The organism is Conservatibacter flavescens (assembly GCF_002795425.1).
In the GTDB taxonomy this organism is placed as follows: Bacteria; Pseudomonadota; Gammaproteobacteria; order Enterobacterales; family Pasteurellaceae; genus Conservatibacter; species Conservatibacter flavescens.
The window spans coordinates 231178-245674 of sequence record NZ_PHHA01000002.1 but is presented as its reverse complement, the minus strand read 5'-3'; the positions used below and the strand labels follow the sequence as shown (position 1 = coordinate 245674).

The window sequence follows — 14497 nt, the reverse complement described above, 5'->3', positions numbered from 1 at the left end:
CGAGATAATCAATTCAGAATTAAGGGATAATAGTAATGAAATTTAGCGAATTATGGGTGCGTGAATGGGTGAATCCAGCACTGAATACAGAACAATTATGCGAACAAATTACCATGTTGGGCCTCGAAGTGGACGGTGTTGAAGCTGTGGCTGGAGAGTTTTCTAATGTGGTTGTAGGGGAAGTTGTTGAATGCGCTCAACATCCAGATGCGGATAAATTACAAGTAACAAAAGTGAATGTGGGTGGCGAACGTTTATTAGATATTGTATGTGGTGCGCCAAATTGTCGTCAAGGCTTACGGGTTGCAGTTGCTATTGAAGGGGCGATTTTACCTGGTGACTTTAAAATCAAAAAAACAAAATTACGTGGCCAACCATCTGAAGGAATGCTTTGTTCATATAGTGAACTTGGTATTTCCGATGATCATAGCGGTATTATTGAATTACCGAAAGATGCGCCAATAGGCAAGGATTTGCGTGATTATTTACAATTAGATGATAAAGAAATTGAAATTAGTTTAACCCCTAACCGTGCAGACTGTCTTAGTATCGCGGGGATAGCGCGTGAAATAGGCGTTGCGAATAAACTTGCGGTTAATTCAACACATTTTGATATTGCTAAAGTGACATCTTCAGAGCGAATTGAAATTGATGTACAAGCGCCTCAAGCATGCCCACGTTATTTACTGCGTTCAATCAAAAATGTGAATGTCAAGGTTCCTTCACCAATGTGGCTAAAAGAAAAATTGCGCCGTTGTGGTATTCGTTCCATTGATCCGATTGTGGATGTAACCAATTTTGTTTTATTGGAATTAGGGCAACCAATGCACGCCTTTGATGCAGCAAAAGTTGCGCAGCCATTCCAAGTTCGCATGGCGAAAGAAAATGAAGAATTAGTTTTATTAGATGGTACAACTGCCAAACTACAGCCTAATACCCTTGTGATAGCCGATCAGAAAGGCGCATTAGCAATGGCTGGAATTTTTGGGGGAGAATATAGCGGTGTCAATGCAGACACTAAAGATATTATTTTAGAAGCGGCATTTTTTGCGCCATTAGCAATTACAGGGCGAGCACGTCAATATGGTTTGCATACAGATTCTTCTCATCGTTTTGAACGAGGTGTCGATTTTACTCTCCAACATCATGCAATGGAGCGAGCGACAGCATTAATCGTTGAAATCTGCGGAGGAGAAGTGGGCGAAATTTGTGAAGCTGTAAATGAAACTTATTTGCCAAAAACACAAAATGTACAACTGCGTCGCAGCAAATTAGATGCATTATTAGGTCATCATATTGACAGTGACATTGTCACGGATATTCTAAACCGTCTTGGTTTTAATGCCACTTATGCTAATGATATTTGGACTGTTGTTTCTCCTAGTTGGCGTTTTGATATCGAAATTGAAGAAGATTTAATTGAGGAAATTGCCCGTATCTATGGCTATAACAGTATCCCAAATAATGCACCATTAGCACATTTAACCATGCGTGAACATCGTGAGGCTGATGTTGACCTTAGTCGTATCAAAACTGCACTGGTCAGTTGTGATTTCCATGAAGCGATTACTTATAGTTTTGTCGATCCTAAGATTCAGCAGTTACTCCACCCTGAAATCAATGCATGGATTTTACCAAACCCAATTTCTTCAGAAATGTCAGCTATGCGAGTGTCGTTGCTAACGGGGTTATTAAATGCGGTGATTTATAATCAAAATCGTCAACAAAGCCGTGTGCGTTTATTTGAAACAGGTTTGCGTTTTATGCCTGATGAAACAGCAGAATTTGGTGTACGTCAAGAATTAGTATTTTCAGCGGTCATGACGGGCGCGCGTTTAAATGAACATTGGACCGGTAAATCAGACAATGCCGACTTTTTTGATTTAAAAGGTTATTTGGAAAATTTATTATCCTTAACCAATGTAGCTGAACGCGTAAAATTTGTTGCAAAACCTTATACAGCATTTCACCCAGGACAATCAGCCGCGATTGAACTTGATGGAAAAGAAATTGGTTTTATTGGCCAAATTCATCCAACAATCGCACAAAAGATTGGTTTAAATGGCAAAGTGTATGCTTGTGAGATTTTGGTAAAAGAGATTGCAAAACGTAATATTGCGAATGCAAAAGAAATTTCTCGCTTCCCTGCAAATCGTCGTGATTTAGCTATTGTTGTGAGAGAGGATATTGCTGCAAGTGATGTGTTAGAGGTTTGCCGTCTGGTTGGAGGAGACAAACTCACGCATATCAACTTATTTGATGTGTATCAAGGCATTGGTGTTGCTGAAGGGCATAAGAGCTTAGCAGTAAGCTTAACCATTCAAGACACTGAAAAAACACTTGAAGAAGAGGATATTAATGCGGTAATCTCTGTGGTATTATCTGAATTAAAAGAACGTTTTAACGCCTATTTGAGGGATTAAATTATGACATTAACGAAAGTGGAAATAGCCGACAATTTAATGGAAAAGTTTGCTCTAAATAAACGCGAAGCGAAAGCATTAGTTGAAACTTTTTTTGAAGAAATTCGAGTGGCATTAGAATCAGGCAATGATGTGAAATTATCCGGTTTTGGAAATTTTGAATTGCGAGATAAAGCTTCTCGTCCTGGACGTAACCCGAAAACCGGTGAAAGCGTTCCTGTTTCTGCTCGTCGTGTTGTGGTATTTAAACCGGGTCAGAAATTGCGTGCTAGAGTAGAAAGCACCAAGTTAAAAGGATAATTTCAGTATAAATGAAACAACGCGGTATTTTTACTTAACAGTTTAATACCGCGCCTTGTGTTTTTCTTAATTCTCAATCAATGATGGAAATCTAGTGAAACCGCTTTTTTCATTAAAATCTTTATGTATAACCCTTGCACTTTCTACGTTGGTTGCTTGCTCTTCGAGTGTTCAAAATCCGCCTGGACGGATAAATTATCAAGGGTTGATAAATGATCCTATCATGGCAATTGCCTTGTTAAGTGAACAGCAGCATGAATGGGCCGGTACACGCTATGTATTAGGGGGTAATAGCAGACAAGGGGTGGATTGTTCGGGGTTTGTGCAACGTACCTTTAATGATCGTTTTGGCATAAAACTGCCTAGAACGACAAAAGATCAAGCCCAATATGGACAAAAAATCAATTTAAGGGATATTCGTACCGGTGATCTTGTCTTCTTTAAAACAGGGAGAGGACCGAATGGTTATCACGTTGGCATTTATGTTAAGGACGATTTGTTTTTACATGCTTCAACAAAAGGCGGGGTTATTTACTCATCTCTCAATAATCCTTATTGGAAAAAAGTGTATTGGCAGACTAGACGGGTATAAGCCATTAATATTGAAATTGAAACTAAAAAATTTATAAAAACAACCGCACTTTTCGCAAAATAATGGGCGTATTGTATACGCCCTAAAAAGAGATGGTTATCTCTTCCGATTATTTCCAATTCTCGCGTTTAGCTTTTTGTAATTTAGCATAAGCCGCTAAAAGTTTTTGATGCGCGGTAAACTTGTGCAAATGCTCATCATCAGCTAATAAATCATAGAATGGGTTGCCGCCTTGTACTGCACGCCATGCAAATTCGACAGTATCATGTCCGTACATTTTCTCAAATACCATGCGATATTCTTCTGGTTCACGGGTTTCATCTAAGAAGAGTTCTATAGACTGAATTAAACAGCGATAATAGTTCGCGCGCTCAGACGTGAATACTGAACTATTAAGGTTTAAAGTCCAATTTGCCCAATCTAAAGCTTGCTCGAGTTCACCTAACGCCAAATGCAACATGGATTTCAGCTCACCAATACGCAAGGTTGTCCAGCCTGATTTAGGCGGTGGGACAATTCCGATAAATTCACGCACACGCGTTGCATCATCAATACCTTGTTCATCAAGTTCACTCAATAATTCGGCATAAGTATCCGCCTCATGATGAAAATGTGGTAAGTCTAATAAAATTTCTCGCCAATCCATTCCCATATTATTGTTAGCATAGATTAAATCATCTTGTGGATAAATATCTGACATACTTGGTACAATAATGCGGCACGCATATACGTCTAAATGATTGTAATCCATAATATAAACTTCTTTGCCCTCTTTATGGAAGATGGACATCAAGTTGTCATATTCTTGCTGTGTTGTGCCTGAAAAATCCCAATCAGCAAATTCAAAACTTGGTGTTTTCTTGAATAAGTCCCAAGAAATTAAGCCGCTAGAATCAATAAAATGTGTCTCTAAGTTTGCATGTTCTGCAACATCTGCATTATCAAAAGATGGGGCAGTAAAGACATCTAAATCTTTTAAGCTACGGCCTTGTAGTAGCTCTGTGACAGTTCGTTCTAATGCCACTTGGAAATTAGGGTGCGCCCCAAAAGAAGCAAAACAAGTGCCGTTATTTGGATTCAATAAAATAACACAAATAACCGGATATTTACCGCCTAAAGAAGCATCATAAGCTAAAATCGGAAAACCCTCTTCCTCTAATTTTTGAATAGACGCTTGAATTGATGGGTAACGATTCATGACACTATCTGGAATAAGTGGCAAGCTAATTGCTTCGGCAATAATTTTATTTTTTACATAACGCTCAAATACTTCGGATAATCCTTGTACACGAGCTTCATTACGAGTGTTCCCCGCAGACATACCATTAGACACATATAAATTTGCAATGATACTTTGTGGAATATAGACAGTTTGCTGATCTCGCTGACGTATATAAGGCATGGCGACAATACCACGATCATAGTTACCTGATTGCAAATCTACTAATAACTCCGGTGTTAATTCACCTTCTGGATCATAATAATCCAATAAATAATCATCAAGAATACCTGCTGGGAGTTGTGTTTCATCTTCAATAGGAAACCATTTTTCCGTTGGATAATGCACAAAATCGCCCTGGGCAATATCTTCTCCCAAATAATAATCCGCGAAGAAGTAGTTTGTGGAAAGACGTTCAAAATATTCTCCTAAGGCAGATGCTAAAGCGGCTTTTTGGCTTGCACCTTTTCCATTAGAAAAACATTGTGGACAATCTACGTCACGAATATGTACTGACCATACGTTTGGTACAGGATTTAACCAAGAAGCTTCCTCAATATTAAAGCCAAGTGCGGTCAATTTTTGTTGAAATTTTGCGATACTTTCTTCCAGTGCCGCATCTTTACCAGGTATAAACGTTTGTTCAGTCATAAGGCTCTCTTTTCTTTGCAAAATGATAAAAAAATCAGTGCATAATAGGAAACTTTTGTTGCAGGAGCAAGTCAAATAGGATAAATTTTAGTAACTTATTTTCACAACACAAATAGAGGAGGCTTCAAAATGGCATTAGGTTGGTATGAATTAAAATTAGCAAAAGACGGCCAGTTTATGTTTAATTTAAAAGCGGCAAATAGCCAAGTCATTTTAACGAGTGAGTTATACAGATCACGAGCTGCTGCGGAAAACGGTATCGCCTCTGTACAAAAAAACGGGGTATTAGCAGAGCGTTTTGAGTTCAGAGAAAATAAAAACGGTGAGCCATATTTCATTTTGAAAGCCGCCAATCATCAGGAAATTGGTCGCAGTGAGTATTATTCAGCTAAAGCTGCGGCACAAAAAGGTGTAGACTCTGTGATGAAAAATGCAGCAACAACAGAAATTAAAGACAAAACAACGGCATAATGCAATCCACAAGATAAGGAAAAGTAATGTCTTTACAAGAAAAACGTCCTGCGTTGGTTTTGATTGATTTACAGCAAGGTTTCGAGGATATTGCATATTGGGGTGGGGCGCGTAATAACCCTCAGGCTGAAACCATATGCGAACAAATTTTGATAAAATGGCGTGAATTAGGGCTGCCTATTTTTCATGTGCGCCATGCTTCTACAAATCCTCGTTCACCATTAAATCCAGATCATTCAGGTTTTCAATTTATTGAAGCGACTGCGCCATTGGCTGATGAAACGGTAATTACTAAAAATGTAAACAGTGCATTTATTGGTACAGATTTAAAAGAACAACTTGATTCAAAAGCTTTAGACACACTCGTTATTATTGGATTAACCACTGATCATTGTGTATCAACCAGCTCCCGCATGGCAGGTAACTTTGGTTTTAACGTTTATCTTATTGAAGATGCTGTTGCAACATTTGATAAAATAGGCGTTCATGGCGAACACTATGCTGCACAATTATTACATTCAACTGCGCTTGCTAGCTTGAATAATGAATTTGCGCAAGTGATTTCATCTAGTCAGCTTTTTGAGCTGTTAGAAAAATAGTTAATTTAAATTGCTTATTTTATATGTGAGGCAAATGTTTTTTGCCTCTCTTTCTTTAGAGACAATTTCTAAAAGCTTCGGCTGTACGTAAAATATTTTGTTTTTTGAACCGCACTTTTTGAGGTTCTAATGTCAAAGGATATACCCGCTTTTTAGCAACAATCACCGTTAATGGCGCACCTAAAAATGATTTAGTTAATGATAGATTTTGTTGGGCTAAAATATCAAAATGGAGTAATTCCAGCCAATCAACAACACGCCATGTCATATAAGTTCGGAAAGCATATTCCTGTGATGATTTTCTATTTAAGCGACGTTTAAATCCAAGAATGCTAAGAGGGTTAAATAAACTCAAAAATAAATACCCATCGTCAGTTAAAACCCGGTTCACTTCACGTAATACTTGATGTGGATCTGAGCTGAAATTTAAGGTATTCACCAATAAACAAGCATCAATACTATGATCCACAAATGGCAGTTCGGTAATATGCGCTTGGAGTAGGGTATGATCAGGGTGAGTTTGATAAAGTTTAGCCAAATTATCATTCATTTTGGGGCTCAGGACAATCTGATGTCTAAGTGGTAAATGACAATTGATTTCACCACTTAATCCGCCTATATTTAAGATATGATAACCTAAAATTTGTGGAAACCAGTCTGCAAAATATTGTTCAAGCAATTGTTGATAGTATTCCCCTTGTTGTAATTCTTGCCAACTAGTTGGCAAATGGAGTATTGTGGACGATTTAGCTTTCCAATTCATATATCACCTCGGAGGAAATATGCTAATAGCACTACCGGCACTGAATGATAACTATATTTGGGTTTATGGACGAGAAAATTTACCTGTCATTGTAATTGACCCATCGGAATCTAAACAAGTCATTCGTTATCTAAACGAACAAAATTTATCACTTGAAGCGATTTTACTGACCCATTTGCATGATGATCATGTTGGTGGAGTAGCGGCATTAAAAGCGCACTACCCAGATGTCCCCGTATTTGGCTCAACTGAAACCGCCAATAAAGGCGCAGAATATATTGTTAATTCTGGTGTATTTTCAACGAAACATTATAATGTACAAGTCTTACCTAGCGGGGGGCATACCGCAAACCATGTCAGTTTTCTGATTGACGATCATCTATTTTGTGGAGACACGATTTTTTCAGGTGGCTGCGGTCGCGTATTTACGGGTGATTATGCTTTAATGTTTGAATCATTACAGCGTTTAAAGGCGCTACCAGATACAACGATTATTTGCCCTGCTCATGAATATACGTTGAGTAATTTGTGTTTTGCTGAACACATTATGACTGAAAAAAGTGCGGTTCAAAATCACAAAGTTTTAGTAGAACAACTACGTGCAGAACAAAAACCAAGTTTACCGACAAGCTTAGGATTAGAAAAACAAATCAATCCTTTTTTACAAGTAAATGATCTACAAACCTTTATCCAATTACGTAAAGCTAAAGATCAATTTTAACCTCAAAGCGCCTTAGGTTGAAGGAAGCCTCAATTATGCAAGAAACACAAAGAAATGTATCATTTATTTTTATTTTGGTTCTGGGAATTCTTGCCATGTTGCCACCAATGGCTATTGATATGTATTTGCCAGCCTTTCTAGATATTGCTCAGGACTTAGAGGTCAACGCAGAAAAGGTTCAGAAAACCCTCGCTTTATTTACAATGGGATTTGCTATTGGACAACTCGTATGGGGACCTGTCGCAGATAGTTTTGGACGAAAGCCCGCTATATTAATAGGCACCTTTATTTCAGCAACTAGCGCCACCTTGTTAACGCAAGTCGCTGAAATTAATCATTTCTTATTTGTTCGATTTGTACAAGGCTTTTTTGCTGCTGCACCTGCAGTCATTTTAGGCGCGTTATTACGCGATTTATTTTCAAAAAATCATTTTTCAAAAATGATGTCAATGATCATGTTAATTTCAATGATTGCACCGCTACTTGCCCCCTTAATCGGTGGGTATTTGACTTCAATTTTTCATTGGCATTCTATTTTTTATGTATTAGCCTTTGTTGGTTTTTTATCCTGTCTGTTGGTTTTTTGGAAAATTCCTGAAACATTAGCCGTTGAAAAGCGCCAGCCTTTTACCTTGCGTCGCGTTGCACAAAATTTTGTCTCTTTAGTCCGAGTAAAAGCGGTTATTGGATATGTATTATGTGGTGCCTTTTCGTTTGCTGGTTTATTTGCGTTCCTTACATCTGGTTCGATTGTGTATATTGATATTTATGGTATTGCTAAAGAAAATTTCGGCTATTTTTTCCTATTAAATATGACCGGTATGATTATCTTTACCTCCATCAATGGCAAAATAGTCATGAAAGTCGGAGCAGAAACGATGCTGCGCTTTGGATTAACCGTGCAGTTTTTAGCCGGAGTTTGGTTATTATTGGTTGCTATCCTACATTTAGGTTTTTGGCCAATGGCATTAGGTATTGCCGCTTATGTTTCTATGATGTCAATCATAGGTTCTAACGCGATGGCATGTATTCTAGATAGGTTTCCACAATATGCCGGAACCGCTAATTCTCTCGCAGGAACATTCCGTTTTGGCACGGGCGCGATTTGTGGTTTTTTACTCTCACTTGTGCCGGTAACTAGCCAGATACCAATGTTATTTAGTATGTTCTTGTGCATTTTTATTGGTGCAATAAGTTATCATTTCTTATCATCACCTAAAGCACAAAAACGTCTTACTACCAAAAATAGGTACTAAACTCGTGTTAAATCAAAAAATATTTTGTTTAATTTGCCCAAAAGTGAGGGATTGATTACAATATCCCCCATTAAAATTTTGTATTCATCATTGTGGGATTTGAGATTTTTTAACCATGCTTTGACCAAGTGTGGCTAATATCATTAATTTTATGACAATTCTAACACTCGGTATTAATCACAAAACAGCTACTGTTACGCTACGTGAGAAAGTTGCTTTTTCCCCAGAAAAGCGACAGCTCGCATTACAGCAATTACAAAATAACGGGCTGGCGGATAATGCTGTTATTTTATCGACCTGTAATCGAACTGAAATTTATTTACATAACAAAAGAATCCCCCCACAAGAAAGTGAAATTTGGGTACAACATTGTTTATATTGGTTCGCTTTAATTCACCAAATTGAATTTGAGCAATTAAAAAAACATGCTTATTTATACGAAAATCAAGAGGCGGTACAGCATTTAATGCGCGTGGCTTGCGGTTTAGATTCGCTCATATTAGGCGAACCACAAATTCTTGGGCAAGTGAAACAAGCGTATCAAGATAGCGAACTGTTTTATCAAGAAAATCAGATGGCTATGTCTAGTGAATTATCACGTTTATTTCAAAAAACCTTTTCCACCGCCAAACGTGTACGAACAGAAACCGAAATTGGTGGGAGTGCAGTATCTGTAGCATATGCCGCATGTAGCCTTGCTCGACAAATATTTGATTCATTTGGAAAGTTACATATCTTATTAGTGGGAGCAGGAGAGACGATTGAATTAGTCAGCCGCCACTTGTTACAACATGGCGCAAAAAACTTGATGATAGCTAACCGCACTTTAGCCAGAGCAGAAGCGTTAGTTGAAAAGTTATCCAATCCGCATATTCAGGTACTTTCACTCAATGCCCTTCAAATTAGATTAAATCAAGCAGATATCGTGATTAGTTCCACTGGTAGTGATCATGTTCTGATTACTAAAGATATGGTTAAAATCGCACAAAAACAACGCCGTAATCAGCCCATGCTGATCGTTGATATTGCAGTACCACGCGATGTGGACTCAAGTGTAGGAGAGTTAGCCTCAGTCTATCATTATAGTGTTGATGATTTACAACATATCATTCAGCGTAATCTTGAGCTGCGCAAAGAAGCCTCAGCCAAAGCAGAATATATTATTCAAGAGGAATGCCAAACATTTTTTGGTTGGTTAAAAGTACATCAGTTTTCAGGACTCATTCGCAATTATCGCGATAATGCAGAGCAAACACGCCAAGCCCTGTTAGACAAAGCACTTCAATCTTTACAACAAGGACAAAATGCAGAAGTTATTTTGCAAGAGCTAAGCTATAAACTAACGAATAAGCTTCTACATGCCCCAACTCAAGCTATGCAAACGATGGTAAAAAAAGGCAATGCACAAGGATTGCAAACTTTTTCTGCAGTATTAGGCATTGAACCCAAAGAGCCAATAGAGTAGTTGCTTATTTTTTTGGCAACTATTTGCAAAATAATAAAAAAATCTTGTTTTATCAAAAAAAACGCTATATTATTAGCGCACTTCAAATGTGCGACTATAGCTCAGTTGGTTAGAGCACCACCTTGACATGGTGGGGGTCACTGGTTCGAGTCCAGCTAGTCGCACCATTCCAACTACCTAGCCTTTTATTTATAAACTAACCCTCGTCAAATTGAGTAATTATTAGATTAATTCCATTGGCAACAGTATTGCAAAACGCTACTATATACTATTGAATTTTGATTAACATACGTAAATAAAATGACAGAAGCAACTTTAACTCAACAAGAAAAAAAACAAAAATATAATTTTAATAAGCTACAAAAACGCTTACGTCGCAATGTAGGGAACGCCATTGCTGACTTTAATATGATTGAAGATGGAGACAAGGTTATGGTGTGTCTTTCTGGCGGGAAAGACAGTTATACATTATTAGATATTTTATTGAATTTACGCCTAAATGCACCAATTCATTTTGACATCGTAGCGGTTAATCTGGATCAAAAACAGCCTGGTTTTCCCGAGCATATTCTACCTGATTACCTCTCTAAATTGGGGATTGAATACAAAATTGTAGAAGAAAACACCTATGGTATCGTCAAAGAAAAAATTCCTGAAGGCAAAACGACCTGTTCTCTTTGTTCACGCCTACGTCGTGGAATTTTATATCGCACAGCAACCGAATTAGGTGCAACTAAAATTGCATTAGGTCATCATCGTGATGACATGTTGGAAACCTTATTTTTAAATATGTTCTATGGTGGGAAATTAAAAGCGATGCCACCAAAATTACTTTCTGATGATGGAAAACAAATCGTGATTCGGCCTCTTGCTTACTGTAAAGAAAAAGATATTGAAAAATATTCTATTGCAAAAGAATTTCCAATTATTCCTTGCAATTTGTGTGGCTCCCAGCCGAATTTACAACGTCAAGTCGTGAAAGAAATGTTGCAAACATGGGATCGACAATATCCGGGGCGAATTGAAACAATGTTTAGCGCCATTCAAAATGTGACACCATCTCATTTATGTGACCCGAAGTTATTTAATTTTAAGCATCTTCAACAAGGGGAATTATTATCTGATATAGAAGGGGATATTGCATTTGATAAAGAAGATTTACCCGCTATCCCATTACTTGCTCATGATAATGATGAAGCGGAATTTACTGATGGTGAAATGATTAGTTTTAAAGAAGTCAACTAACATATAAAAAAAGTGCCTCATTCATGAGGCACTACTCGGAAAGCAAAATATGTTTGGCTATTTAAATAGCACTTGTTCTTTATGGAGGCAGAATAAGTGATTAAGTGAAGATATGCAAATAAAACCTTAAAAAAAGTAATTTTATTTTTCAAATTTGTGACATGGCGCAAATTTTTGCCAAATTTTATTCAAAAATCAAATAAAATCCTACACAGCATTCTATTCATGATAAACTAAAAAGGTTTCTATTTACTTACAGGGAATATTATGAATTTTTTTTCTACTTTATCACTCTCAGCTTTATTATTAAGTTCACCCGCACTTGTTATGGCGAATAGTAATCTACAAAACGGTGAGAAAATTTTCCGCCAATGTGCAATGTGTCATGGAAAGTCTGCCGAAAATTCAGCATTTAATGAGTCTCGTATTATACGTAACTTAAAAGAAACAGAAATCGTTACTGCGCTAAAAGATCGCAAAGCAGGGAAAGTAATTGGCGGTGGAAATGGCGTGAAAGCGCGTTTAAGCGAACAAGATATGCGTGATGTGGCCGCATTTATTCAAACGTTAAAATAAGTTAATTTTGATTTTTTCTCAATTTTTGTTAGAATACTTTCAATTTTGGGGCTGATCTTGGATTCGACGGGATTAGCGAAGCCCAAGGTGCACGTCGAGGTGCGGTAGGCCTCGTAAATAAACCGCAAAAAAATAGTCGCAAACGACGAACAATACGCTTTAGCAGCTTAATAACCTGCTCATAGCCTTCTCGCCCCAGCTTCCGCTCGTAAGACGGGGAGTTCGAGGAGTCAAACCCAAACGAGATCGCGTGGATGCCTCCGCTTGAGGATCGAAACGTTAAATTGAATCAAGCTAGTTTATCTATCGCGTGTCTGTCCGCAGTGGGTAAATGAACTTAAAGACTAGACTAAACGTGTAGTACTGAAGGTAGAGGAATTTCGGACGGGGGTTCAACTCCCCCCAGCTCCACCAAATCAACAACCAATACAGTCCAAAGAGATACGATAAAGCCTTGAGCCATAACGGTTTAAGGCTTTTTTCTTGTCCTATCCGTACCTATACAGTCCGATGAAATCCTAGCTTTTTAGTAACACGTTTAGTAACATAGCACACAACACACAATAAAGCCGTGTTACTAAAACAGAAATCACACACAGCCTAACCCCTTTATTTTCAAGGCTTGAGGCTGTTTTTAGTAACACGATTTTTTTTAGTAACACAGCCAATATTTTAGTAACACAACAGGGTAAGAGATGGCTAGGGTAGTAAAGAGTTTAACCAACACCGAAATAGAGAAAGCGAGACCAAGAGAAAAGGAATACAATTTATCCGATGGGCAAGGCTTATTCTTAAGAGTGAAGCCAAATGGCGGTAAAACGTGGATATTCAACTATTACAGACCGTTCACCAAAAAAAGAAATAATCTTGTTATTGGGGCATATCCTGCTATCAGCTTAAAACAGGCAAGAGAAACAAGGGAAGAATACAGAGCTTTACTTGCTCAAAAGGTTGATCCCGATTTACACCGCCAAGCCGAAGAAGAGACAAGACAGCGAGAATTAGAAACAACCTTTGAAGTGGTTGCGTGGCAGTGGCTAGAGCATAGAAAGACCAGGGCTAACTTTTCAGCCAATTATCAACGAGACGTTGAGAATCTGATTAAGCGGCATTTACTGCCCGCTTTTGGTGCATTACCTATCACACAAATAACCGCCCCTATTGCATTGAAAGCCTTTAAGCCGTTACAGGAAAGGGGAACACTAGAGGCATTAAAACGCGCTATTCAAAAGCTCAATGAGATAATGACCTTTGCGCTACATAGGGAAATGATACCCTATAACCCGACTGCCAATCTTTCTAAAGAATTTGATAGCCCGAAAGTAGAACACTTTAAGACGCTCAAACCCGAAGATTTAGGCGAGTTTCTTTACACCCTGAATAACGCTCAAATTCACTTACAGACACGTTATTTGATTTTATGGCAACTTCTCACAATGACACGCCCAAATGAAGCGGCTATGGCACGTTATGAGGATATAGACGAGCGCTCTAGGATATGGACTATCTACATAAACAAAGGTATTAAAGAGAGCGATAAGGGACGAGAGCATAAAATTACACTATCCTGGCAAGCTCTAGCATTATTACGAGAAATCAAGAAACTGAGTGGCGGAAAAGAATATCTATTCCCGAGTGTCAAAAATCCGCAGACACACACCAACACCCAAACCGCCAATTCAGCCATTAAGCGAATGGGATATAAAGGTAAGTTAGTTGCTCACGGGTTGCGAAGCATTGCTAGCACCTATCTAAATGAACAAGGCTATAACCCTGAACTCATCGAGGTGGCTCTATCACATATCAACCAGGACCGAATCAGAATGGCATACAACCGGGCGGACTATCTCAAACAGCGTTTTCAAATACTACAGGCGTGGGCGGATTTTGTAGATGAATGTTCGCAAGGCGCAATTCCCCAATATCATTTAAAAGTAGTTGCCTAATAAACGGCCAGTTTTTATCAGTTTTTACTTAGAGAGAAAGCCTAAATTACTTTCTCTTTTTTTATTTATTTTTATTGGCAAACTTTTTTTCTAAAAAAATCTTAACTTCTTAACTTCTTAACTTTTATAGCTCTTGAGGCCTTATGGAATAAGGGTTTATTGAAATCAGTATCAAAAAAATTTCTTAACTCGTTCTTAACTTCTTAACTCAAAAACTTAACTTTTGTACAGAAATAGAATAAAAAACAAACAAAAAAAAAGAAACAAGAA

Annotated in this window: 13 protein-coding genes, 1 tRNA gene and 1 other RNA gene; 13 read left to right on the top strand and 2 right to left on the bottom strand. The window is 37.9% G+C overall.

Annotation, left to right across the window (positions count from 1 at the left end):
* Positions 1 to 35 precede the first annotated feature (35 nt).
* The 3 genes from pheT to CVP05_RS01170 all read left to right on the top strand — a co-directional run bounded on the left by pheT (position 36) and on the right by CVP05_RS01170 (position 3315).
* Positions 36 to 2423 (top strand): phenylalanine--tRNA ligase subunit beta, encoded by a 2388-nt coding sequence (gene pheT / locus CVP05_RS01180; protein ID WP_100287728.1) that lies wholly within the window; start codon positions 36 to 38, stop codon positions 2421 to 2423.
* 3 nt (positions 2424 to 2426) lie between these two features.
* The gene (locus CVP05_RS01175; protein ID WP_100287727.1) at positions 2427 to 2723 is read left to right on the top strand and encodes an integration host factor subunit alpha; all 297 of its coding nucleotides are present in this window, start codon (positions 2427 to 2429) and stop codon (positions 2721 to 2723) included.
* Positions 2724 to 2817: 94 nt separating this feature from the next.
* Positions 2818 to 3315: an NlpC/P60 family protein gene (locus CVP05_RS01170; protein ID WP_100287726.1), complete on the top strand. Its 498-nt coding sequence runs from the start codon at positions 2818 to 2820 to the stop codon at positions 3313 to 3315.
* Positions 3316 to 3424: 109 nt separating this feature from the next.
* Here the strand turns inward: CVP05_RS01170 and ycaO are convergent, their stop codons facing one another.
* Positions 3425 to 5185, bottom strand: a complete 1761-nt coding sequence (gene ycaO, locus CVP05_RS01165; RefSeq protein ID WP_100287725.1) for a 30S ribosomal protein S12 methylthiotransferase accessory factor YcaO — start codon at positions 5183 to 5185, stop codon at positions 3425 to 3427.
* Between the two features lie 129 nt (positions 5186 to 5314).
* Here ycaO and CVP05_RS01160 point away from each other — a divergent pair, with 129 nt between their 5' ends.
* Positions 5315 to 5656: a YegP family protein gene (locus CVP05_RS01160; protein ID WP_100287724.1), complete on the top strand. Its 342-nt coding sequence runs from the start codon at positions 5315 to 5317 to the stop codon at positions 5654 to 5656.
* A gap of 26 nt (positions 5657 to 5682) precedes the next feature.
* The gene (locus tag CVP05_RS01155; protein ID WP_100287723.1) at positions 5683 to 6255 is read left to right on the top strand and encodes a cysteine hydrolase family protein; all 573 of its coding nucleotides are present in this window, start codon (positions 5683 to 5685) and stop codon (positions 6253 to 6255) included.
* 55 nt (positions 6256 to 6310) lie between these two features.
* Here CVP05_RS01155 and CVP05_RS01150 read toward each other — a convergent pair whose 3' ends face one another.
* Positions 6311 to 7018: a class I SAM-dependent methyltransferase gene (locus CVP05_RS01150; RefSeq protein ID WP_100287722.1), complete on the bottom strand. Its 708-nt coding sequence runs from the start codon at positions 7016 to 7018 to the stop codon at positions 6311 to 6313.
* 19 nt (positions 7019 to 7037) lie between these two features.
* Here CVP05_RS01150 and gloB point away from each other — a divergent pair, with 19 nt between their 5' ends.
* The 8 genes from gloB (at position 7038) to CVP05_RS01110 (ending at position 14227) form a co-directional block, all read left to right on the top strand.
* Positions 7038 to 7739 carry a hydroxyacylglutathione hydrolase gene (gene gloB / locus CVP05_RS01145; protein ID WP_100287721.1) on the top strand — a complete coding sequence of 234 codons (702 nt, stop codon included), beginning with the start codon at positions 7038 to 7040 and terminating at the stop codon, positions 7737 to 7739.
* 35 nt (positions 7740 to 7774) lie between these two features.
* Positions 7775 to 8995 (top strand): Bcr/CflA family multidrug efflux MFS transporter, encoded by a 1221-nt coding sequence (locus CVP05_RS01140; protein ID WP_100287720.1) that lies wholly within the window; start codon positions 7775 to 7777, stop codon positions 8993 to 8995.
* Between the two features lie 151 nt (positions 8996 to 9146).
* Entirely contained in the window at positions 9147 to 10460 is a 1314-nt protein-coding gene (hemA, locus tag CVP05_RS01135) for a glutamyl-tRNA reductase (protein ID WP_100287890.1), read from the top strand.
* A gap of 90 nt (positions 10461 to 10550) precedes the next feature.
* Positions 10551 to 10627: transfer RNA gene (locus CVP05_RS01130), tRNA-Val, on the top strand.
* A 133-nt stretch (positions 10628 to 10760) separates the two neighbouring features.
* Positions 10761 to 11705, top strand: a complete 945-nt coding sequence (ttcA, locus tag CVP05_RS01125; protein WP_100287719.1) for a tRNA 2-thiocytidine(32) synthetase TtcA — start codon at positions 10761 to 10763, stop codon at positions 11703 to 11705.
* Between the two features lie 267 nt (positions 11706 to 11972).
* Positions 11973 to 12281 carry a c-type cytochrome gene (locus tag CVP05_RS01120; protein WP_100287718.1) on the top strand — a complete coding sequence of 103 codons (309 nt, stop codon included), beginning with the start codon at positions 11973 to 11975 and terminating at the stop codon, positions 12279 to 12281.
* A gap of 47 nt (positions 12282 to 12328) precedes the next feature.
* Positions 12329 to 12695: a transfer-messenger RNA gene (gene ssrA / locus CVP05_RS01115) on the top strand.
* A 281-nt stretch (positions 12696 to 12976) separates the two neighbouring features.
* Positions 12977 to 14227 carry an integrase arm-type DNA-binding domain-containing protein gene (locus tag CVP05_RS01110; RefSeq protein WP_100287717.1) on the top strand — a complete coding sequence of 417 codons (1251 nt, stop codon included), beginning with the start codon at positions 12977 to 12979 and terminating at the stop codon, positions 14225 to 14227.
* The last annotated feature ends 270 nt before the right edge of the window (positions 14228 to 14497 follow it).